16 protein-coding genes are annotated in these 21,661 nt (G+C 71.1%); 6 read left to right on the forward strand and 10 right to left on the reverse strand.

The window, feature by feature from the left end; translation table 11 throughout:
- Nucleotides 1-20 precede the first annotated feature (20 nt).
- Nucleotides 21-3,158 carry an ATP-dependent DNA helicase gene (locus ADL03_RS42385; protein WP_157529757.1) on the reverse strand — a complete coding sequence of 1,046 codons (3,138 nt, stop codon included), beginning with the start codon at nucleotides 3,156-3,158 and terminating at the stop codon, nucleotides 21-23.
- Nucleotides 3,159-3,332: 174 nt separating this feature from the next.
- Between ADL03_RS42385 and ADL03_RS42390 the strand changes: the two genes are divergently transcribed.
- Nucleotides 3,333-4,280, forward strand: a complete 948-nt coding sequence (locus tag ADL03_RS42390; protein WP_053739305.1) for a chitinase — start codon at nucleotides 3,333-3,335, stop codon at nucleotides 4,278-4,280.
- A gap of 57 nt (nucleotides 4,281-4,337) precedes the next feature.
- Here ADL03_RS42390 and ADL03_RS42395 read toward each other — a convergent pair whose 3' ends face one another.
- Both ADL03_RS42395 and ADL03_RS42400 read right to left on the reverse strand, forming a co-directional pair.
- Nucleotides 4,338-6,353, reverse strand: coding sequence for a bifunctional diguanylate cyclase/phosphodiesterase (locus ADL03_RS42395; protein ID WP_197289138.1), 2,016 nt, complete (start codon nucleotides 6,351-6,353; stop codon nucleotides 4,338-4,340).
- A gap of 206 nt (nucleotides 6,354-6,559) precedes the next feature.
- On the reverse strand, nucleotides 6,560-7,372 hold the full coding sequence (locus ADL03_RS42400; RefSeq protein ID WP_157529762.1) for an SAM-dependent methyltransferase: 813 nt from the start codon (nucleotides 7,370-7,372) through the stop codon (nucleotides 6,560-6,562).
- A gap of 172 nt (nucleotides 7,373-7,544) precedes the next feature.
- Between ADL03_RS42400 and ADL03_RS42405 the strand changes: the two genes are divergently transcribed.
- Together ADL03_RS42405 and ADL03_RS42410 are read left to right on the forward strand one after the other, a co-directional pair.
- Nucleotides 7,545-8,858, forward strand: coding sequence for a cytochrome P450 (locus tag ADL03_RS42405; RefSeq protein ID WP_053739357.1), 1,314 nt, complete (start codon nucleotides 7,545-7,547; stop codon nucleotides 8,856-8,858).
- Nucleotides 8,859-8,876: 18 nt separating this feature from the next.
- On the forward strand, nucleotides 8,877-9,875 hold the full coding sequence (locus tag ADL03_RS42410; protein WP_053739308.1) for an alpha/beta fold hydrolase: 999 nt from the start codon (nucleotides 8,877-8,879) through the stop codon (nucleotides 9,873-9,875).
- Here the strand turns inward: ADL03_RS42410 and ADL03_RS42415 are convergent.
- Together ADL03_RS42415 and ADL03_RS42420 are read right to left on the reverse strand one after the other, a co-directional pair.
- Nucleotides 9,872-11,953, reverse strand: a complete 2,082-nt coding sequence (locus tag ADL03_RS42415; RefSeq protein WP_053739309.1) for a bifunctional diguanylate cyclase/phosphodiesterase — start codon at nucleotides 11,951-11,953, stop codon at nucleotides 9,872-9,874. The two genes, ADL03_RS42410 and ADL03_RS42415, sit on opposite strands and share 4 nt — an antisense overlap.
- 103 nt (nucleotides 11,954-12,056) lie before the next feature.
- On the reverse strand, nucleotides 12,057-12,875 hold the full coding sequence (locus ADL03_RS42420; protein ID WP_082374007.1) for an SAM-dependent methyltransferase: 819 nt from the start codon (nucleotides 12,873-12,875) through the stop codon (nucleotides 12,057-12,059).
- 178 nt (nucleotides 12,876-13,053) lie between these two features.
- Between ADL03_RS42420 and ADL03_RS42425 the strand changes: the two genes are divergently transcribed.
- Genes ADL03_RS42425 through ADL03_RS42435 form a run of 3 tightly spaced genes read left to right on the forward strand, consistent with a single transcriptional unit; the run spans nucleotide 13,054 to nucleotide 15,692 of the window.
- Complete coding sequence (locus ADL03_RS42425) at nucleotides 13,054-14,358, forward strand: cytochrome P450 (RefSeq protein ID WP_053739359.1); 1,305 nt, start codon at nucleotides 13,054-13,056, stop codon at nucleotides 14,356-14,358.
- A gap of 17 nt (nucleotides 14,359-14,375) precedes the next feature.
- Nucleotides 14,376-15,365 (forward strand): alpha/beta hydrolase, encoded by a 990-nt coding sequence (locus ADL03_RS42430; RefSeq protein ID WP_053739310.1) that lies wholly within the window; start codon nucleotides 14,376-14,378, stop codon nucleotides 15,363-15,365.
- A gap of 9 nt (nucleotides 15,366-15,374) precedes the next feature.
- Entirely contained in the window at nucleotides 15,375-15,692 is a 318-nt protein-coding gene (locus ADL03_RS42435) for an MGMT family protein (RefSeq protein WP_053739311.1), read from the forward strand.
- A 2-nt stretch (nucleotides 15,693-15,694) separates the two neighbouring features.
- Here ADL03_RS42435 and ADL03_RS42440 read toward each other — a convergent pair whose 3' ends face one another.
- The 5 genes from ADL03_RS42440 to ADL03_RS42460 all read right to left on the reverse strand — a co-directional run bounded on the left by ADL03_RS42440 (nucleotide 15,695) and on the right by ADL03_RS42460 (nucleotide 21,607).
- A complete protein-coding gene (locus tag ADL03_RS42440; protein ID WP_053739312.1) occupies nucleotides 15,695-16,336 on the reverse strand; it encodes a sirohydrochlorin chelatase in 642 nt (213 codons plus the stop codon).
- A complete protein-coding gene (locus ADL03_RS42445) occupies nucleotides 16,333-17,427 on the reverse strand; it encodes a uroporphyrinogen-III synthase (protein ID WP_053739313.1) in 1,095 nt (364 codons plus the stop codon). Before ADL03_RS42445 ends, ADL03_RS42440 begins: the two co-directional genes overlap by 4 nt.
- Nucleotides 17,424-17,738, reverse strand: a complete 315-nt coding sequence (nirD, locus tag ADL03_RS42450; RefSeq protein WP_053739314.1) for a nitrite reductase small subunit NirD — start codon at nucleotides 17,736-17,738, stop codon at nucleotides 17,424-17,426. Before nirD ends, ADL03_RS42445 begins: the two co-directional genes overlap by 4 nt.
- On the reverse strand, nucleotides 17,735-20,191 hold the full coding sequence (gene nirB / locus ADL03_RS42455) for a nitrite reductase large subunit NirB (protein WP_053739315.1): 2,457 nt from the start codon (nucleotides 20,189-20,191) through the stop codon (nucleotides 17,735-17,737). Before nirB ends, nirD begins: the two co-directional genes overlap by 4 nt.
- Before the next feature lie 114 nt (nucleotides 20,192-20,305).
- On the reverse strand, nucleotides 20,306-21,607 hold the full coding sequence (locus ADL03_RS42460; protein ID WP_053739316.1) for an MFS transporter: 1,302 nt from the start codon (nucleotides 21,605-21,607) through the stop codon (nucleotides 20,306-20,308).
- Nucleotides 21,608-21,661 lie beyond the last annotated feature (54 nt).

The following is a 21,661-nucleotide window of genomic DNA, read 5'->3' on the forward strand; positions in this document are numbered from 1 at the left end:
CCTGTCACGCGCCGGACCACCTACTCGCTCACCTGGCGTCCCGACGGGTGGACCGGGCACGTGGTCCGCGCAGGGCAGCGGTCGCAGTCCGGGTTCTCGCGTGCGGTGTAGGACGGGCCGAGCACCGACTCGGCCGCGTCCTGCACGACCTCCAGCCACGCGCGCACGCCCTGCTCGTCCAGCGGCGCCTGGGTGCGTTCCACGGCGCCGGTCTTCTTGTCCTCGCGGGCCACGTACAGCAGTTTCGCCCCGCCCGGTTCGGTGCCGAGGCCGATGTGCGTGAAGCCGCCCAGTGAGGTGGCGAGCTGGTAGACGGCCAGCTGCGGGTGTTCCTGGCCCGCGTCCTTCGAGACCGGGTTCTTGCCGGTCTTGATGTCGACCACGATCGGGCGGCCGTCTGCGTCGTGTTCGAGGCGGTCGACGCGGCCGCGGACCTGGAGCCAGGGGCCGCCGTCGCGTTTCGGGACCTCGACGGACATCTCCTCCTCGACGGCGACCTGGGTGAGCTGGCTGCGGGTCGTGGCGAGCCAGGCGAGGAAGGTGTCGAGCATCTTCTCGACGCGCATGCGTTCGCGGCGGGAGAACCAGGGGGCGCCGGCGTCGACGGCGGCCCAGGCCTCGTCGAGCTTCACGCGCAGCTGGGCGGCGTCGGCGCCGGAGGCGGCTGCCTGGGCGAGGGCGTGGACCAGGGTGCCCGTCACCGAGGCGAGCTCGGCCGGGTCCTGGCCGCCGTGGCGTTCCACGACCCAGCGCAGCGGGCACTTCGTGATGACCTCGATGGTCGAGGGGGTCACGCTGACCTTCTGCTCCTCGGTCCACAGTGGAGCTTCCGAGGAGACGTCGGCGACGCCGTACCAGGACTCGGGGTGGGCGCCGGGGACGTTCGCCTCGGCCAGGCGGGCGAGCTGCTGGGCGGCGCGGGAGCGCCGGTCGGGGGTCTCGGCGTCCGAGCACACCACGCGGCGCAGCTCGCCGACCAGCTCGGACAGCACCAGGCCGCGCTGGGGGCGGTGGAGCTTGCGTTCCTCCTCGGCGGACGACTCGATCTCGTCCAGGAAGCGCGACGGCTGCTCGTCCTCGCCGCGCACGGCGCTGATCAGCAGCTTCGACCGGGCCCGTGACGCGGCCACGAGCAGCAGGCGGCGTTCCTCCGCCAGGATCGGGGCCACCGCGGACACCGACGGTTCCAGGCCGGCCAGCACGTCCACCATGCGCTCGACGCCCAGCACCGTGCCGCGCAGCCGCAGGTCGGGCCACGAGCCCTCCTGCACGCCGGGCACGGCGACGACCTCCCACTCGCGGCCGGCGGCGGCGTGCGCGGTCAGCACGGACACCGCCTCGCCGACGGGGGCGGCCGCGGCCAGCGTGTCGCCGACGATCCGTTGCGACTCCAGGTAGTCCGCGAAACCGGCCACGCCAGAACCCGGCAGCCGGTCGACGTACTTCGCGGCCGCCTCGAACAACGCCACGATCGCGTCGAGGTCGCGGTCGGCCTGCATGCCGGTGATGCCGCGGCGGGCGGACTGCGTGACCCACCGCTCCTGCAGCCCGGTCGCCGTCCACAGCTCCCACAGCACCGACTCGACCGAGGCGCCACGCTGGATCGCCTTGCGCGCCAACGACAGCAGGTGCGAGATGCGACGGGCCGGCAACGACTCGACGTCCTCCAGGGCAGCCAGGCGGTCCTCGGTCAGCAGCACCTCGACCAGCAGCTCGCCGCTCGGCCGGTCGCCGCCCGCCGCCATCTCCAGCCGCCGCAGGCCGCGCCGCAACCGCCGCAGCGCCAACGGGTCCGCGCCGCCGTACGAGGAGGACAGCAGCATCGCCGCCGTGTCCTCGTCCAGCGATCCGGGCGTGGCCGCGGCCCGCACCAGGGCCAGCAGTGGACGCACGGAAGGCTGCTGCGCCAGCGGCAGCTCGTCCGACGGCACCGCCACCGGCACGCCCGCCGCGAGCAGGGCGCGTTGCAGCACGGGCAACGCCAGCGTCGCCGACCGCACGATCACGGCCATCCGCGACCACGGCACCTCGTCGGCCAGGTGCGAACGCCGCAGCTGGTCGGCCACCCACGTCGCCTCCTGCGCCGCCGACGCGAGCAGCCGCACCTGCACGGAGCCCTCGCCATCGGCGGGCTCGACGAACCGCGCCGGCGACGCACCCGGCAGCCGGGCGGCCAGCCGGGCCACCGCGTCGCGCACCTCGGGTGTCATCCGGTGCGACCGGGTCAGCACCACCGTCTCGCCGGGCACGTCGCGCAGGATCTCCGGGTCGGCGCCGCGGAACGTGAAGATCGCCTGATCGGGGTCGCCGGCGAGGACGAACCGGGTCGCGCCCGAGCCCAGTGAGCTGATCAGCGAGTACTGCATCGGGTCGAGGTGCTGCGCGTCGTCGACCAGCAGGTACCGCACGCGCTGCCGCTCGGCCCACAGCAGGTCCTCGTCGGTGACGAACGCCGCATAGGCCGCCGACACCAGCTCGGCGGCGTCGAGCGCGGGGGCGAACGCCGTCGCGGAGTCCATTCCCGACAGCAGGTTCACCTCCTCGTACTGCCGGCCGAACCGCCCGGCGGCCACCCACTCGTCACGCCCGTGCTGCTCGCCGAGCTCGATCAGGTCCTCCGGGCCCAGGCCGCGTTCGGCCGCACGCAGCAGCAGGTCGCGCAGCTCGTGGGCGAAGCCGGGCAGCTCCAGCGCCGGGCGCAGCCGCTCCGGCCAGTGCGCGGCGCCCAGCTCGACGTCACCGGCGAGCAGGTCGCGCACCATCGCGTCCTGCTCCGGCCCGGACAGCAGCCGCGGCGGTGGCTCGCCGAGCAGCACCGCCTGGTTGCGCAGCACCGCGAACGCGTAGGAGTGCACGGTCCGCACCAGCGGCTCGCGCACCGTGGAGAACCGCCCGGTCAGCAGCCGCGTGATGTCCGCGCGCAGGGCCACGGACGCACGCCGGTTCGCGGTGAGCACCAGCACGTTCTCCGGGTCGGCTCCGTGCTCCAGCACGACGTGCGCGGCCAGCTCGGCCAGCAGCGTCGTCTTGCCGGTGCCGGGGCCGCCGAGGACGCGCAGGAAGCCCTCCTGCGTGAAGACGCGCTGGGCAGCGGCGTCCCACCGGGGACGCGGGCGCGTCTCCGGCTTCCTGCGGACCAGCTGGGGTGGAAGTGCCACGCCCCGATTTCACCACGCTGCACCGACAAGATCAGTCCCGCCCGCCGATCGGAGCACCCGGCGATTTCGACTACCTTCTTGACAGAAGCAGGTGGTCTAGTCCATTTTTGAAGACGTTGTGAGCCTGCTCACCAAAATCCGCCGCCGTGGATCCGAGCAGTTCTTGGAGGACTGATGAAGCGGTTCCTCGCCGGCGCCCTCGCCGCCGCGTGCGCGGTCGTGCTGCTGCCCGCCGCCGCCCAGGCCGCGGTCAACCCGGTGCTCGCCGCCCCCTACCTCTACCAGTGGGGTGGCCAGCCCAACCCCGCCACCGTGATGCAGCAGACCGGCATCAAGGCGTTCACGCTCGCGTTCATCCTCAGCGACGGCACCTGCAACCCGAAGTGGGACGGCACCCGCTCGCTGACCGGGTCGGACCAGACGCTGATCAACTCGATCCGCTCGGCCGGCGGTGACGCGGTGCCGTCGATCGGCGGCTGGTCGGGCAACAAGCTCGGCCAGTTCTGCAGCACCCCCGCCGCGCTCGCCGGGGCCTACCAGAAGGTGATCGACGCCTACGCGCTCAAGGCGATCGACATCGACATCGAGGCCGCCGAGTTCGAGAACAACGCCACGCAGGACCGCGTGCTCGGCGCGTTGAAGATCGTCAAGCAGAACAACCCCGGCGTGCGGACCGTCATCACCATGCCGACCGACCGCACCGGCCCGAACTCGTGGGGCAAGCGGCTGGTCACCCGCGCCAAGGAGCTCGGGGCGCCGATCGACACGTGGGCGGTCATGCCGTTCGACTGGGGCAGCGGCGGCGACATGCTCGCCCAGACCAAGAGCGCGGTCGACGGCCTGAAGAACCACGTGAAGGCGACGTTCGGGCTGACCGACGACGCCGCGTACCGGCGCAGCGGCCTGTCCTCGATGAACGGCAAGACCGACACCGGCGAGACCGTGACGCCGCAGAACTTCCGCGACATCGTCACGTGGGCGAGCTCGAAGCACCTGTCGCGGGTGTCGTTCTGGGCCGTGAACCGCGACCGCGGCAACTGCGGCGCGATGAGCTCCTCGTGCAGCGGCATCAACCAGCAGACCTACGAGTTCACGAAGGCGCTCGCGAAGTTCACCGGCTAGCCCGGCGAACTCCCTCCCACCGCTCCGGTGGCCGGACGTGACCCCGACCCCGTCCGGTCACCGGGGTTCCCACTCCCGCGGGAACTCCCCCGGCGTGCACGGCACGCCGAAGTGGTCGCCGGTGGCGAAGTCCGCACCCGCGGCATGCCACCACCGCGCCTGCTCCGCGCTGACGATCCCGTCGACGGCGACCGACACGCCCCTCTCCCGCAACAACGGCAGCAGCGCAGCCACGTACGGCGAGCGGGACGTCACAAGCCCGCGGGCCACGCGCACGGCCTGCACCGGCAGGTCGGAGGCGAGCAGGCCGAAGTCCAGCGGCCCCAGCCCGAAGTCGTCGATCCCGGTCAGCACGCCCATGCGGGCCAGCACCGCGACGTTGTCGGCGGCGTCGGCCATCGGCAGCACCCCGCCGGGCACGCTGATCATCAACCGGTCGGCGGGCAGCCCGGTCTGGTCGAGCACCCCCACCACCCGTGAGACCAGGTCGGCGTCGGCCGACTGGTGCGCGGTGAGCCGCACGGCCAGCGCCCGGTCGGACTGCCCGCTCTGCCGCCACCACATCGACTGGCCGGCGGCGACGCGCAGCACCCACTCGCCCAGCGGCAGGATCAGCCCGGTCTGCTCGGCCAGTGCCGCGCACCGGTCGTGGCCCAGCGCGGCGGAGTCCGGCCGCTCCCAGTGCATCGCGGCCTCGACGCCGACGACCGCACCGTCCGCCAGGCCGACCACCGGCCGGTACCGCACGGTGATCTCGCCGTTCTCCCACGCGCTCGGCATCTGCACGGCCAGCGCGTCGTCCTGGCGTTCCTCGGCGTCCTGACCGGCGTGGAACAGCTCCCACTGACCGCGCCGGCCCTGCTTGGCCTTGCGCAACGCCCGTTCCGCGGAACGCAGCACGTCGAGCGGCTCCGCGTCGGCGTCCGGCCGGTGCACGACGCCGGCGCTCACCGACACCGCCAGCCCGTGACCGTCCACATAGGTCGGTTCGAGCAGCAGGTCCTCGTTGATGCTCTTCATGATCGTGTCGATGCCCGGCGTGCTCGCCGTGTTCTCCACCAGGACGCCGAACTCGTCGGTGCCGAACCGGGCGATCATGACCTTCTCGGCCGCCAGCAACACCTTCAGCCGCCCGGTCACGTGCTGCAGCAGCCGGTCGACCACGCGGCCACCGAAGCTGTCGCGCAGCATGCCGAACGCGTCGAGGTCCAGGTGGAAGACCGTGATGCCGTGCTCGGGATCGCCCTTGCGCAGCGCGATCTCCAGCTGCGTGGTGAAGAACTGCCGGTTCGGCAGCCCGGTCAGCACGTCGTGCAGCGCCTGCCGCTGCAGCTCACCCTGCAACAGCGCCAGCTCGGTGCCGTCCTCGACCACCACGACGAAGTGGATCGGCTCGTCGTCGGCGCCGCGCAGCAGCGACGCGGTCAGCGTCACGCGGGCGGTCTCACCGTCGCCGCGCCGCAACCGCTGCGACTGCCGGACGCGTTCGGTGGTCCCGGCTGCCAGCTCGGCCATCGCCTCCCGCAGCATCGCGTCGAAACCGGGCTCGATCAGGTCGAGCAGCGGCACGCCGGTGAGCTCGTCCGGCGTCTTGCCGAGGATGTCGCCGATGGCCGCGTTCACCTGCAGCAACCGGCCGTCCGGGTCGACGATCAGCACGCCGTTGGTGGACGACGTGACCACCTCGTTGAACCGGGCCTCGCTCTCCTTGAGGTTCCAGTTGGCGTCGCGGACCGCCTTGAGCAACGACCTCTGCAGGCTTTCCTGCTGCGCCAGCACGGACTCGGTGTTCGCGGCGGTGAAACCGACGCCGAGCGCGCCGACGGCGAGCGCGATCCGTTCCGCGTACCGCTCGACGGGCTGGAACTCCGGCAGGGCCAGCAGCCCCTTGCCGAGCACCTCCGCGGTGCACCGCAGCCCGATCTTGCCCAGGTGCCCCAGCGCGGCCAGGTCCGCGCCGGCCGCCTCGATCGGGGCGGTGGTGAACGGGTCGGCGTGCAGCAGCGAGCACAGCACGTCGAGCCGGCCGCGCAGCTCCTCGTCGAGGTCGGCGCTGCCCAGCGGAATCGTCACGGAGCTGAGCAGGCGGTACGACCATTTCCGGGCCAGCGTCAACCGCGCCCTGGCGTTGTCCTGAGGCGAGGGCGTGACGCCGGGCATTCGACTCGGGTTGGGCATTCGAGGCCGCCTCGCAATGGCTCTTGAGGACCGGCAGTTTACCCACGCACGGTCAGTCCCACCTCAACCGGCAGCGTGAATCATCACTCTATCGGTGTTCCCTATGGTTTACGACCGACCCCCGCGAACGCGATCCGGTTGACCGCCGGGTCGTCGGAGATGTCACCGGGCCCGGAAGGTCGCCATTCGGCGTACTTGACCAGTCCCGGTTCGACCAGTTCGAAATCACCGAAGAAAGCCTCGATCTCGTTGCGGTCCCGGTAGGCGACGTCACCGCCGCCGGCCTTGCTCATCCGGTCGGTCACGGCCCTGGCCTCGTCGTTGACGTGGTCGCCCGCCATGTGCGAGATCGCGAGGTAGCTGCCGCTGGGAAGGGCCTCGCGGTAGCGCTTGAGCAGGCCCTGCGGGTCCGCCTCGGTCGGCACCCAGTGCACCATGAACAGCAGCAGCAGGCCGATCGGCTGGTCGAAGTCGAGCAGCCGGTTCACCTCGCCGCTGCTCAGGATGCTCTCGGGGTCGCGCATGTCGGCCTGCAACACGCCGACGCGGTCATCACCTGCGACGATCAGCTCGCCGTGCGCGACGGCCACGGGGTCGCGGTCCACGTAGACGACCCGGCAGTCGGGGGCCTGCTGCTGGGCGACCTCGTGCACGTTGGCCACGGTCGGGATGCCGGAGCCGATGTCCAGGAACTGCCGCACGCCCTGGTCGGTCATGAACCGCACGGCGCGGCGCAGGAAGGCCCGGTTGAGCCTGGCGGCGCTGCGGGAGTGCGGCATCATCTCCTCGGCCTTGTCGCCCATCACGCGGTCGACGGCGAAGTTGTGCGCACCCCCGAGCAGGTAGTCGTAGACCCGGGCCGCACTGGGCACGGACACGTCCACGCTCTGTGGAATCCAGCTCTCGTCGGCCACGGCGACCACCTCTTCGGGTTGTGGACGCACTAGCTTAGTCACGCACACGGACGGCACAAGACGACCATCATTAGGCCGCCAGAGTGAACGGATGCCACCCGATCGGGTACTTCACTCTGACCCGAACGACTTCTATGGTTGTCCACCTCTTTCCACGTCGCGAGGAGCGATGATGTCCGTCCCGGTGGCACCGGGCAGGCTGCCATTTCTCGGGCACACTGTGCCCCTGCTGAGGAAAAGATTCGCTTTCACCAGGAATTTACGAGGTCAGGGCGATCTCGTCGAAGTTCGATTAGGACCGATGCGGGCTTATTTCGTCACCAGTCCGCAGCTGACGCACCAGGTGCTGGTCGCCGATGCACCCAAGTTCCACAAAGGCCGGATGTACGACAAGTTCCGCCCGTTCGTCGGCAACGGGCTCGCCCTGTCGAACGGGACGTTCCACCTGCGCCAGCGCCGGATGATGCAGCCGGCGTTCCACCGCGACCGGATAGCGGCCTACGCGGGCACGATGGTCCGCGCGGCGCGTGACCTGGTCGAGGGGTGGCGGCCGGGCGAGGTGCGGCGGATCGAGCAGGACATGCAGGGCCTCGCCGTCACGATCGTCGGCGAAGCGCTCTTCTCCACCGAGATCGGCGCACGCGCCATCGCCGAGGCCCGCCGCTCGGTGTTCGTGATCATCAAGAACGGGATCGTGCGCGCGCTCTCACCGGGGTTCGTCGAGAAGCTGCCCATCCAGGCCAACCGCGAGTTCGACGAGGCCATCGCCCGGATGCGCGCGATCGTGCACGAGGTCATCGCCGCGAGGCGGGCCGACGACACCGACCACGGCGACCTGCTGTCGATGCTGTTGCGCGCCAGGGACGACGAGACCGGCGAACCGATGTCCGACGAGCAGCTCTTCGACGAGGTCATCACCCTGCTGACCGCGGGCATCGAGACCACCGCGCTGGCACTGGCGTGGATCTTCCACGAGATCGCCGCCGACCCGCTGGTGCAGCGGCGGGTGGTCGACGAGCTCGACGAGGTGCTGGCCGGGCGCGCGGTGACGTTCGACGACGTGCCGAAGCTGACCTACCTCGGCCAGGTGGCCAACGAGGTGCTGCGCAAGTACCCGATGTGGCTCGTCATGCGCCGCACCGCCGAGGAGGTGGAGCTCGGCGGCGTCCGCCTGCCACCGGGCACCGAGGTGATCCTCAGCCCGCACACGCTGCACCACGACCCCGAGCACTTCCCCGACCCCGAGCGCTTCGACCCGGACCGCTGGACTCCCGGGACCGCCCGGCAGCTGCCCAGGGGCGCGTTCGTCCCGTTCGGCGGCGGCATCCACCAGTGCATCGGCAACCACTTCGCACTCACCGAGATCGTCACCGTCGTGGCGACGGTCTGTTCCCGCTACCGGCTGGTCCCCGAACGGCCGGTGCGCGTCAAGTTCACCAACGCGGCCTATCCGCACGACCTCATGATGAAGGTCGTCCCCCGCTAGCTGGAAGGTAGTTCCCCCATGCGTTTCCGTCGGCTCAGCGCCGCCGTGCTGCTCGCCGCCCTCCTGCCGGTGCCCGCACCGGCGAGCGCCGCCGCGACCAGCTGCGAGGACGTCACCACGTCCGTCCAGTTCGGACTGACCAGGCAGGTGATGTACGGCAGGCTGTGCGTCCCCCAGGGCGCCACGACCGTCCAGGTGCTCGTCCCCGGCGGCACCTACACCAGCGAGTACTGGGACATCCCGGTGGAGGGCGACACCCGTTCGGTCACCCGCGCGATGAACGGCGCGGGCATCGCGACCATGGCGGTGGACCGGATCGGCACCGGCCGGAGCTCCAAACCGCTCAGCCTCCTGGTCGACGTCCCCAGCCAGGCCCAGGCCGTGCACCAGGTCGTCGAACGCCTGCGTCCGCGGTTCGCGAAGGTGTTACTGGGCGGGCACTCCATCGGCTCGGCCATCGCGATGGCCGAGGCCGGCCGGTACCACGACGTCGACGGCGTGCTGGTCACCGGCATGACACACCAGTGGGACTACGTCAGGGCGGTGCCCGCGCTGACCAACCTCATCCCCGCGACGCTCGACCCGGTGCTCGGCCTGCGCGGGCTCGACGTCGGCTACCTGACCACGGCGCCGGGCACCCGTTACACCATGTTCCACGCGCCCGGACCGAGGATCGCGTCCGTGGTGGCCAGGGACGAGTCCACAAAGGACGTCGTGGCGGCCGGTGAGTTCGTCACCACCGCACTCATGTCCAACCTCGTGCTCCCCGCCAGCGCCGCCATCGACGTGCCGGTGCTGACCGTGCAGACCTCTGCCGACTACTTCTGCGGCACGCCACCGCTGGGCGCCGACTGCTCCTCGTCCCGTGCGCTGGCCGCCTCGGAACGGCCGTTCTACCCCAGGGCGCCGCGCCTCGACGCCTTCGTGGTCAACGGGTACGGGCACTGCTTCAACTTCTCGACCGAGAACGCCAACGCCTACCACGCGGCGGTCATCGGGTGGCAGCGCGGTTTCTAGAGCCGCTGCAGGAACTCGCCCGCGTCGCGCGGGACACCGAAGTGGGCGCCGATCGCGAGGTCGGCGCCCGCTGCCGCCCACCACTGCGCCTGCTGCTCGGTCTCGACGCCGTCCACGCAGATGGTCACGCCGAGCTCGTGCACGGCCGGGATCAGCGTGGTGGAACGCGGGTCCTGGCGGCGCACCAGGTCCTCCGGCACCAGCACGGACACCACCGGCAGCTCCGAGAGCCAGGCCAGGTCCCGCGGGCCGAGGCCGAAGTCGTCCAGCGCGACGCGGATGCCCCTGGCCGCCAGCGTGCCCAGGTTCTCCGCCGCGCCGGCCACACCCAGCACGCCGACCGGCATGCTCAGCGTCAGCCGCTCGTGCGGCAGGCCGGTCTCCTCGACCACCTTCGCCACGCGGGAGACCAGGTCCGCGTCGGTGGCCTGGTGGCGGGTGAGCCGGACGCCGAACTGCGTGTCGAGCTCGCCGCGCTGCCGCCACCACTGGGCCTGGCCGGCCCCGATCCTGATCAGCCACTCGCCCATCGGCAGGATCAGGCCGGTCTGGTCGGCGAGCTTGGCGCAGCGGTCGGAGAGGTCCCAGTGCAGCACGGCTTCCACGCCCGCCAGCTCACCGGTCGCGAGCGCGTGCACCGGCCGGTAGGCGACGCCGATGTCGCCCTGTTCCCACGCTCCCGGCATCACGACGGCCAGTGCGTGGTCGCGCCTGCGTGCGGTGTCCTGGTTGCCGTGGAACAACTCCCACTGGCCGCGCTGGTCCTTCTTGGCCTGCCGCAGCGCCAGGTCGGCCATGCGCAGCAGCTCCGTCGGGTCCACGTCCGGTGACGGCCGGTCGACCACACCCGCGCTCACCGAGACCGCGAGCCCGTGGTCGTCCACGAAGACCGGTTCGGCCAGGTCGGCGTTGATGGCGGCCATCGTCGTCGCGACGTCCGGTGTGGTGGCGGAGTTCTCCACGACGATGCCGAACTCGTCGCCGTCGAAGCGCGCGACCATCGCCTGCTCGCGGGACAGCAACGCCCGCAGCCTGCGGGCCACGTGCTGCAGCAGCTTCTCGCCGACGCGGCCGCCGAGGCTGTTGCACACCAGGCCGAACGCGTCGAGGTCCAGGTGGAACACCGTCACGCCGAGCTCGGGGTCGGCCCTGCGCAGCACGGTCTCCAGGTGCGTGGTGAAGAACTGCCGGTTCGGCAGCCCGGTCAGCACGTCGTGCAGCGACTGCCTGCGCAGTTCTCCTTGCAGCAGCGCGAGTTCCGTGTCGTCGTCGGCGACCACGAGCACGTGGCTGGGCTTGTTGTCGCCGTCGCGCAGCAGCGACGCCGTCAGCGTCACCCTGGCCAGGTCGTCCTCGCCGCGCAGCAGGTGCAGCGGCTCGCGCTCGAACTCGCCGCGTTCGGCCAGCACGCGTTCGACCATCTCGCGGAACACCGCGACCGAGCCCGGCGCGACGAACTCCATGAGCCGGCTGCCCGGTTCGGGCCTGCGGCCGAGGATGCCGGCGATGGCGTCGTTGGCCCACACCACCTTGCCGTCGAGACCGACGATCAGGATGCCGTTCGTCGAGGAGATCGCGATGCCCGCGAACTTGGCCTCGCTCTGCCGCTGGTCCTGCTGCGCGTCGTGGGCGGCCTTGAGCAGCGAGCGCTGCATGCTCTCCTGCTGGTCGAGGATCGAGCGGGCCCGAGCCGCGGTGAAACCGCAGGCCAAAGCGCCGATCCCGCCGACGACGCGGACCGCGTGCCGCGGGTGGGCGCGGAACTCCTCCAGGCCGAGCAGGCCCTTCCCGAGCACGTCGACCGTGCGCTTGAGGCCGGGCTCGTTCACGTAGCCGAGAGCGACGAGGCGCTCGCCGATCGCCTCGAACGGAGCAGGGTCGAACGGCTCGTTGTGCAGTGCGGCGCACAACGTGTCGAGCTGGTCACCGAGTTCGGCGTCCAGCTCGTCCCTGCTCAGCGCGACCATCACAACGCTGCTGAGCAGGTAGCTCCACTTGCGCGCCAAGGCTTCCCGCCCGCGGAGGGCGGCGGCGTCCGCAGCTGGAGCGGCATCGGGCTTTCGGCTCGGATTCGTCATTCCCGTTGCCCTGTATGGGTTGAAGAGTGTCCGGCAGTTTACCCACCACGGGTCGGCGTCCATTGCGCCAACAGTGTGAAACCTCCACCACGGACGGGTGGTTTTAGTCCTTACGACCAACGCCAGCGTACAGGAACATGTTCATCGACGCCTCGGCGGCGATGTCCCCTGGACCGTCCGGGTGCCACTCACCGCACCCGACCAGCCCGGGTTCCACCAGGTCGAACCCGTCGAACAACGCGCTGACCTGCGCGTGCGTGCGCATGTGCATCCGGTCGGCGCTCCTGCTGCGGTTCACCACGTCCGCCGCCCGGTCGACGTTCTCGTCGATCTGGTCCTTGGCGACGTGGGTCATCACCAGGAAGCTGCCGTGCGGCAAGGCGTCGCGGTAGCGGGCGACGAGCTCGCGCGGCCCGTCGTCGTCGGGCACCCAGTGCATCATGAGCAGCATCAACAGGCCGATCGGCTCGTCGAAGCGCAGCAACCGCGCGGTCTCGGCGCTGGACAGCACGGCGTCCGGGTCGCGCATGTCGGCCTGCACGACGGCCGCGTTCTCGTTGCCCCGCAACATCAGCCGGCTGTGCGCGACGGCGACCGGGTCCTTGTCGACGTAGACCACGCGCGCGGCCGGGTCGCGTGCCTGCGCCACCTCGTGCACGTTCGCGACGGTCGGGATGCCGGAACCGACGTCGAGGAACTGCCGGACCCCTTGGCCCAGCAGGAAGTTCACCGCGCGACCGAGGAACCGGCGGTTGAGGCGCGCCACGCTGGGCAGGCCGGGCACCAGCTGCTCGATCTGCGCGCCGACCGCGCGGTCGGCGGCGAAGTTGTGCGCGCCACCGAGGATGTAGTCGTAGACGCGGGCCATGCTCGGCACGGTCGTGTCGATGCCGAGGGGAACCCAGCTCTGGGTCTCTGCCACGGTGGACACCTCTCCGGTTCGTGGCGGGTCCGGGATGACGCACGAGCTTAGTCACCCAGGCACATCCCGCGTTGCGCCATCGGAGTGACGCTGAACCACCCGTTCAGGCACTGTCGTCCTCCTCCAAACGGCTCCTAGGGTGGGCGCCCTCCCATCCGGCTGATCCGTTGGAGTGCCGATGCCCGTCCCGGTGGCACCGCGCCGCTGGCCGTTGCTCGGGCACACCCCCGCGATGCTCCTCCGGCGCGCCAAGTTCACCGACGCGCTGCGCGAGCACGGCGACGTCGTGCGCCTGGACCTCGGTCCCCTGCACGCCTTCTTCGTCACCGATCCATCGCTCACGCACGAAGTTCTGGTCACCCAGGGCGCCAAGTTCCGCAAGGGCGCCCTGTTCGACAAGTTCCAGCCGTACCTGGGGACCGGTCTGCTGCTGTCCAACGGCGAGTTCCACCTGCGGCAGCGGCGGATGGTGCAGCCGGCGTTCCACCGCGACCGGATGGCCGCCTACGCCGCGACGATGACCAGGGCCGCCCGGTCGATGGCCGACTCCTGGCAGCCCGGTGAGGTCCGCGTCGTCGAGAACGACATGCAGGAGCTCGCGGTCACCATCGTCGGCGAGGCGCTCTTCTCGACGGAGCTGGGACAGCGCGCCGTCGCCGAGGTCCGCCGGTCGATCTTCACGGTCATCCAGCAGGGCATGGTCCGCGCGCTGTCGCCGTCGTTCGTGGAGAAGCTGCCGCTGCCGGGCAACCGGGCGTTCGACGCGGCCATCGCGCGGATGAAAGCCGTTGTGCTGCAGGTGATCGAGAGCTGGCGCACGGACGGCGCCGACCACGGCGACGTGCTGTCGATGCTGTTGCTGGCGCAGGACGACGGCACCGGCATGACGGACCAGCAGACCTACGACGAGGTCCTGACGCTGCTGACCGCCGGCATCGAGACCACCGCGATCGCGCTGGCGTGGGCGCTCCACGAGGTCGGCAGCAACCCCGAGGTCGAACGCCGATTACACGCAGAGGTCGACGCGCTACCCGGTCCGGCGACGTTCGCCGACCTCCCGCGGCTGCCGTACGCCGCGCAGATCGTGCGGGAAACCCTGCGCCGGTACCCGATCTGGTTCGTGATGCGCCGAACGCTCACCGAGGTCCGGCTGGGACCGGTGACGCTGCCCGCGGGCGCCGAGGTGATCATCAGCCCGCACGCCCTGCACCACGACCCGCGGTTCTTCCCCGACCCGGACCGCTTCGACCCGTCGCGCTGGACGCCGGAGTTCACGGCGGGTCTGCCGCGCGGCGCGTTCATCCCGTTCGGCGGCGGCAACCGGCAGTGCCTGGGCAACACGTTCGCCCACACCGAGATCGTGCTCACCCTCGCGACCGTCGCCGCGCGCTGGCGGCTGGTCCCGACCCGTCCGGCGCGGGTGAGGTTCACGTCCGCCCCCTACCCCGACGGCCTGCTCATGAAGGCCGTTCCCCGCCACTAGTTGGAGGTCGTTCCCCCATGCGTTTCCGCCGGCTGTGCGCCGCGGCCCTGCTCGCCACCGGAACACTGCTCCTGCCCGCACCCGCCTCCGCCGCCGTGACGTGCCAGGACGTCAGCTTCCCGGTCCGCGTCGGCCTCACCCCGCTGATCCCCTCGCTGGAGACGATGGCCGGCCGCCTCTGCACCCCGCAGGGCGCCACCACCGTGCAGGTCCTGATCCCCGGCGGCACCTACGACCGCACCTACTGGGACGTCGGTTTCGAGCCGGGCACCCACTCGTTCACCAGGGCGCAGAACGCCGCCGGCTTCGCGACCCTCGCCGTCGACCGCCTCGGCACCGGCCGCAGCTCCAAGCCGTTGAGCGCGCTGGTCACCGCCTCGACCCAGGCCGGTGCCGTCCACCAGGTCATCGGGGCGATGAGGTCCCGCTTCGACAAGGTGGTCGTGGGCGGGCACTCCATCGGCTCGGCCATGGCGATCATCGAGGCCGCCACCTACGGCGACGTCGACGGCGTGCTGGTCACCGGCTTCACCCACAAGATGAACTACATCACCGTCGTTCCGGTGCTGGCCAACATGGTTCCGGCCGGGCTCGACGCCGGCTACCTCACCACCCTGCCGGGCACCCGCTACAACGCCTTCCACAAACCGGGGCCGCTGGTCCAGGGCGCGATCGGGTTCGACGAGAGCACCAAGTCGGTCTTCGCCGCCACGGAGGCCGTCGACACGATCCTGCTCAACACCGTGATCATCCCGGTCTCGCGGAACATCCGGGTACCGGTCATGGTCGTCGTCGGCGACGACACGCACTTCTGCAGCTCCGGCCTGCCGCTGATGGGCAGCGACTGCTCGTCGCCCGCCGCGCTGAAGGCCGACGAGGGGCAGTTCTACCCGGCCGTGCCGAGCCTGGACACGTTCATCCTCAACGGCTACGGCCACTCCATCAACTACGCGCCCAACGCCCCCGACTACCACGCGGCAGTCTCCGCCTGGGCCGGCAAGATCTAGACTCCGGGGATGGACGAAGAGATCCACGAGCGGGTCCGCGACCTCATCAGGGCCATCCCCCGCGGCCGCGTCGCCACCTACGGCGACATCGCCGATCTCGCCAAGGCGCCGTCGCCGCGGCTGGTCGGCCGCATCCTCAACGAGGACGGGCACGACCTGCCGTGGCAACGGGTCCTGAAGGCGGACGGCACCTGCGCGCCGCACCTGCGCGACACCCAGCTCCAGCTGCTGCACGAGGAGGGCGTCCCCAACCTCGACGGCAAGGTGAACCTCCGCGAGTACCGCTGGGAGGACGCGCGCAAGGAGGAGGTACCCGGCCTGTGGTGACGTCAGGCTGACTGCCGCAGGACCGCACGAGCCGCGCAGTACTTGCGCACCAGCGCATCGACCACCAGCGGGTGGGCCCCGATCGGCGCGGACACCACGTCCGCACCGCACTCGGCGAGCGAGGAGTGGAACACCCCCGGTGCCAGCAGCCACGAGGCGACGGCGACGCGGCGGCCGCGCAGCCCGGCGACGACGTCGGGCACGCGCGGGGTCGCGGTGGCCACGTACCCGATGGCCTCCGCTCCCAGCAACGCCGCCGCGCGCCGCACGTCGGCCAGTGCCCGCTCGTCCGTCGACCCCGCGGCGGCGAGAACGACGGCGTCACCGCGCCGGATCCCGGCCTCCCGCAACCGGTCCCGCACCGCGGGCACCGCGTCCACGCCCAGCGGCGAGGTCAGCACCACGTCCCGGCGCGCGCCGATCTGCTCGGGGATGTCGACGCGGACGTGGTACCCGGCGGCCAGGAACGCCGGCACGACCACGCACGGCCCGTCCACCACCGACCGGACGTCCGGCTGCCGCACGTCCGCGTAGGCGACCTCGACCGGCACGTCCACCGCGTCCCGCACCAGGGCGGCGATCTCGTCGCACACCACCGCCCCGCGCGGATCGCGCGTGCCGTGGAAGGCCAGGACCAGTTTCATGCGGGCTCCATCGCGAGCCGGTACCCGCGCTTCACCACGGTGCACACCATCTGCGGCGCGCCCAGCGCCGTGCGCAGCCGTCCGATCGCGGTCTCCACGGCGTGTTCCTCGCCGCCGGACGGCAGGGCCGCCAGCAGCTCCTGCCGCGACACGACCCGGCCGCGGGCGGCGACGAGGGTCCGCAGCACCGCCATCGGCGCCGGTGCCACCGGCCGCAGCTCCCCGTCGATCACGACGGCCTGCGCCCGCATCTCCAGGTCCCGCGAGGCGATCCGCAGCCGGGTGGCGCGCGCGGGCAGCTCGACGGCCAGCTCCCGCACCATCGACCCGATCCGCGAACGCGCCGGTTGCACGACCGGGATACCGGCCGCCACCAGCGGTCCCGCGGTGATCGCACCCACACCGACCACGAGCACGTTGCGCCGCAACGCCTCCACCAGCTCGGCCCGCCGTTCGCCCGCCGTGCGCAGCACCGAGGAGGCGGCCGGGGCGCTGGTGAACGTCAGCGCGTCGACCTGGCCGAGCAGCACCGCGTCGATCAGCCGGTGCAACGGCCCGGTGTCTGCGGGCGGTTCCCACCGGTAGACCGGGATCTCGACGACGTCGGCGCCCGCGGCCTGCAACGTGCCGACGAAGTCCGGCAGCGGTTCCCCGTGCAGCTGCACCGCGACCCGCTTGCCGGAGACGCCCATCCGCAGCAGGTACTGCAGCAGCTCGGCGTTCGACTCCGACGACGGCGACCAGGCCTCGGTCAGCCCGGCCGCCCGCACCGCGCCCTTCGCCTTCGGGCCGCGCGGCAGCACCACGGCCGACGACAGCGCGCGGTGCAGCCGCGACGCCAGCCCCCACCCCTCCGCGGCCTCGAACCAGCCGCGGAAGCCGATGGCGGTGGTCGCGACGACGGCGTCGACCGGTGCGGACACCAGCTCCAGCGTCGCCGCGTGCAGCGAGGCGTCGTCGGGCAGCGGCACGATCCGGATGGCCGGGCCGTGCACCGTGGTGGCGCCCTTGCGTTCCAGCAGGGCGATCAGCTCGTCCGCGCGGCGCGCGGCGGTGACGCCGATGGTGAACCCGGCCAGGGGGCCGGTCACGTCAGCTCCACGACGCCGTCGCGCACCCGGACCTCGTGCACGGCGACAGAGACGTCCGGTGAGTCCAGGCACTTGCCGGTGGCGAGCTCGAAGGCCTGCTTGTAGACCGGCGACACGACCACGGGCACGCCGCCGCGGTCGCCGAGGATGCCGCGCGACAGCACGGCGGCGCCGCTGAACGGGTCGACGTTGTCCAGCGCGTGCAGGGAGCCGTCGGCGGTGAGGAACACCGCCACCTGGGAGCCGTCGGGGAGCAGAGCGGCGACCCCCTGCTCCGGCCGCAGCCGGGCGAAGTCACAGACCACGGTCATCGCACGACCTCCGGAATGCCGAGCTGGACGGGGACGCGCTGACCACGTTCAGCGCGGAACGAGATCGAGGGGTCGGGCGTGCCGGGCGCGTTGACGAACGACGTGAAGCGCGCGAGCTTCTCCGGGTCCTCCAGCACACCGCGCCACTCGTCGGCGTAGGAACCGACGTGGGCCTCCATCGCGGCCTCCAGCTCCGCGCAGATGCCGAGCTTGTCGTCCACGACGACCTCGCGCAGGTGGTCGAGACCGCCGTCGAGGGCCTCCAGCCACGCCGACGTGCGCTGCAACCGGTCGGCGGTGCGGATGTAGAACATCAGGAACCGGTCGATCGTGCGGACCAGCGTCTCGGTGTCCACATCGGACACGAGCAGGTCGGCGTGGCGCGGGGTGAAGCCGCCGTTGCCGCCGACGTAGAGGTTCCAGCCGTTCTCCGTCGCGATGATGCCGAAGTCCTTGCTCCTGGCCTCGGCGCACTCGCGCGCGCAGCCGGAGACGGCGGACTTGAGCTTGTGCGGCGAGCGCAGGCCCCGGTAGCGCAGCTCCAGGTCGATGGCCAGCCCGACCGAGTCCTGCACGCCGTAGCGGCACCAGGTCGTGCCCACGCAGGACTTCACCGTGCGCAGCGCCTTGCCGTAGGCGTGCCCGGACTCGAAGCCGGCGTCGACCAGCCGGCGCCAGATCTCCGGCAGCTGGTCGACGGTCGCGCCGAACAGGTCGATGCGCTGACCACCGGTGATCTTGGTGTAGAGACCGAAGTCGCGGGCCACCTCGCCGATGACGATCAGCTTCTCAGGCGTGATCTCGCCGCCGGGGATGCGCGGCACGACCGAGTACGTGCCGTTGCGCTGCATGTTCGCCAGGTACCGGTCGTTGGTGTCCTGCAACGACACCTGCGTCTCGCCGAGGATGTGCCCGTTGTTCAGCGAGGCCAGGATCGAGGCCACGGCGGGCTTGCAGATGTCGCAGCCGCGTCCGGTGCCGTGCTTGGCGACCAGCGCGCTGAACGTCGTGATCCGGGTGGCGCGGACGATCTCGAACAGCTCCGCGCGCGAGTGCGTGAAGTGCTCGCACAACGCCTTGGACTGCTCGACACCGCAGTCGGTCAGCAGCTTCTTCAGCATCGGCACGCACGAGCCGCAGCCCGTGCCCGCCTTGGTGCACGCCTTCAGCTCGGCCACGTCGCACGCCACGCCGGACTGGATGGCGTCGGTGATGGTCTGCTTGGTGACCGCGTGGCACGAGCAGACCTGGGCGTCCGCGGGCATGTCGATGTCGACGGCGCCACCGGGCTGCAGCAGGGCGGCCGGAACCTCCTTGCCCACCAGCGGCCGCAGCGACGGGTAGGACGACGCGTCGCCGACCAGCACGCCACCGAGCAGCGTCCTGGCGTCGTCCGACACCACGAGCTTGCTGTAGGTGCCCGCGACCGCGTTGTTCACCACGACCTCAAGGGCGCCCTCGGTGGTGGCGTGCGCGTCACCGAACGACGCCACGTCCACGCCGAGCAGCTTCAGCTTGGTGGACAGGTCCGCGCCGGGGAACACCCTGCTACCACCGGAGAGCCGGTCCGCGACCACCTCGGCCATCGCGTAGCCGGGTGCCACGAGCCCGTACGCCACGCCCTCGACCGACGCGCACTCACCGATCGCGTACACGTGCGGGTCGGCGGTGCGGCACGCGGCGTCGACCAGGTACCCGCCGCGCGGCCCGAGCTCCAGCCCGAGGTCGAGGTCCGTGCGCGGCCGGATGCCCGCGCTGAACACCACGACGTCGAGGTCGAGCTCGACACCGTTGGCCAGCTTGGCGATCAGCCGCGAGCCGTCGCGTTCGATCGAGGTGGCGGACGTGCCGGTGTGCACGGTCAGGTCGAGCTTCTCGACCAGCCGCTTGAGCAGCCCGGCGCCGCCGTCGTCGACCTGGATGGGCATCAGCCGCGGCGCGAGCTCCACGACGTGCGGCGAGACGCCCATGCCGCGCAACGCGTTCGCCGCCTCCAGCCCGAGCAGGCCGCCGCCGAGCACCATGCCGGAGTGCCGGCCGGGCCGGTTCGCGGCCCGCACCGTCGCCCGGATCTCGTCCAGGTCGTCGATGGTGCGGTAGACGTGGCAGCCGGGCAGGTCCCTGCCGGGCACGGGAGGCACGAACGGCACGGAGCCGGTGGCCAGCACCAGCGCGTCGTAGGAGACCTCGACACCGGAGGCGCCCACGACGACCCGGCGCTCCCGGTCGACGGACACCGCCTTCTCGCCGAGCCGCAGCTCGCAGCCGCTCAGCGGCGGGAGCTCCAGGTCGGCCGGGTCCCAGCTGTCCACATAGGACGAGAGCGCCACGCGGTCGTAGGCGGGGCGGGACTCCTCGCCGAACACCACGATCCGCCAGGACGAGTCACGAAGGATCTCCACGAGCCGGTGGCCCACCATGCCGTTGCCGATCACGACCAGGGTCTGGGTCATCGGGTATCCCCTCCTTCCGCCCGGTTATGCTCACCGGGCGGCGTGTCATCCCAAGGTCCGCGGTATTTCGCGGGTGTTAAAGGAAACTCTCGCCGCAGCTCAGAGCGGTGTGCGTCACACGCCCGCGTAGGCGAGCGAGGGCCGCGTCACGAACACCTTGCGGCGCAGGTAGAACCACCAGGTCGTGCCGAGGCAGAGCGTGTAGAACACCAGGATCGCGGTCAGCGCGGGCGTCAGCGTCTTCGAGCCCTCCAGCGAGAACTTGAAGACCAGGTTCACCAGCACGCCGCCGGCCGCGCCGATCGCTCCGGCGATGCCGACCACAGCGGCGGCCTGGCGCTTGGCCGACTTGTCGTCGTCGGACTGGGTGCGGAAGATCGCGGGGATCATCCGGTACGTCGAGCCGTTGCCGACGCCGGCCAGCACGAACAGCAGGATGAACGAGCCGAAGAACAGCCCGAAGCTCTTCGTGTCGACGCTGACGATGACGCCTACAGTGCCGACACCGAGGCCGATGAACGTGGCCAGCGTCACTTTCGCGCCACCGACTCGGTCCGCCAGCCAGCCACCGGCCGGCCGGGCCACCGACCCGATCAGCGCGCCCAGGAAGGCGAGCGACACCCAGCCCTTGTGGTCCACGAAGCTGAGCTTGATCAGCGACGGGAACGCGAACGAGTAGCCGATGAACGAGCCGAACGTGCCGATGTACAGGAACGACATCACCCACGTGTGCTTGTTCGACAGCGCGCGCTTGTACGACTGGCCGTCGGGCTTGGCCTGGGTGAGGCTGTTCATGAAGAGCCAGGCGCAGATCGTGGCGACCACGATGAACGGCATCCAGATCAGCGCCGCGTAGGCGAGGTGGATCCCGGTGCCGACCGCGATCACGACCGGCACGACCAGCTGCGTGATGGCGACGCCGAGGTTGCCGCCGGCGGCGTTCATGCCGAGCGCCAGGCCCTTCTTGCCCTCCGGGTAGAAGAACGAGATGTTCGCCATCGACGACGAGAAGTTGCCGCCGCCCAGGCCCATCGCGGCCGAGGTGAGCAGGAAGAACCAGTACGGCGTGCCGGGCGTGGACACCGCGTGGGCGAGCATCGTGCACGGGATCAGCAGCAGGCCCGCGCTGATCGTCGTCCAGACCCGGCCGCCGAAGCGCGGCACCGCGAACGTGTACGGCACCCGCAGCACCGCGCCCACCAGGTTCGGCACGATCAGCAGCCAGAACTGCTGACCCACGCTGAAGTCGAACCCGACCGAGCCCAGGCTCACCACCACGATGCTCATCAGCACCCACACGCTGAACCCGAGGTTCTCGGCGAAGATGGACAGCGCCAGGTTCTTGCGTGCGATCCGCTTGCCGGTGGACTCCCAGAACTCGGGCTTCTCCGGCTCCCAGTGGTCGATCCAGCTCATGTACGTCCTCCGCGGGGTCGGCGATTGCCGCAAAACCTAGGAACCACGCATTAC

Origin of the sequence: Nocardia sp. NRRL S-836 (assembly GCF_001279525.1) — a bacterium.
In the GTDB taxonomy this organism is placed as follows: domain Bacteria; phylum Actinomycetota; class Actinomycetes; order Mycobacteriales; family Pseudonocardiaceae; genus Lentzea.

Coding starts and splice junctions, on each gene's coding strand:
- nirB (WP_053739315.1), bottom strand. CDS start 20,191: ATGACCCAGACCCTGGTCGTGATCGGCAACGGCATGGTGGGCCACCGG.
- ADL03_RS42460 (WP_053739316.1), bottom strand. CDS start 21,607: ATGAGCTGGATCGACCACTGGGAGCCGGAGAAGCCCGAGTTCTGGGAG.
- ADL03_RS42410 (WP_053739308.1), top strand. CDS start 8,877: ATGCGTTTCCGTCGGCTCAGCGCCGCCGTGCTGCTCGCCGCCCTCCTG.
- ADL03_RS42440 (WP_053739312.1), bottom strand. CDS start 16,336: ATGAAACTGGTCCTGGCCTTCCACGGCACGCGCGATCCGCGCGGGGCG.
- ADL03_RS42430 (WP_053739310.1), top strand. CDS start 14,376: ATGCGTTTCCGCCGGCTGTGCGCCGCGGCCCTGCTCGCCACCGGAACA.
- ADL03_RS42390 (WP_053739305.1), top strand. CDS start 3,333: ATGAAGCGGTTCCTCGCCGGCGCCCTCGCCGCCGCGTGCGCGGTCGTG.
- ADL03_RS42435 (WP_053739311.1), top strand. CDS start 15,375: ATGGACGAAGAGATCCACGAGCGGGTCCGCGACCTCATCAGGGCCATC.
- ADL03_RS42405 (WP_053739357.1), top strand. CDS start 7,545: ATGTCCGTCCCGGTGGCACCGGGCAGGCTGCCATTTCTCGGGCACACT.
- ADL03_RS42415 (WP_053739309.1), bottom strand. CDS start 11,953: ATGACGAATCCGAGCCGAAAGCCCGATGCCGCTCCAGCTGCGGACGCC.
- nirD (WP_053739314.1), bottom strand. CDS start 17,738: ATGACCGTGGTCTGTGACTTCGCCCGGCTGCGGCCGGAGCAGGGGGTC.
- ADL03_RS42425 (WP_053739359.1), top strand. CDS start 13,054: ATGCCCGTCCCGGTGGCACCGCGCCGCTGGCCGTTGCTCGGGCACACC.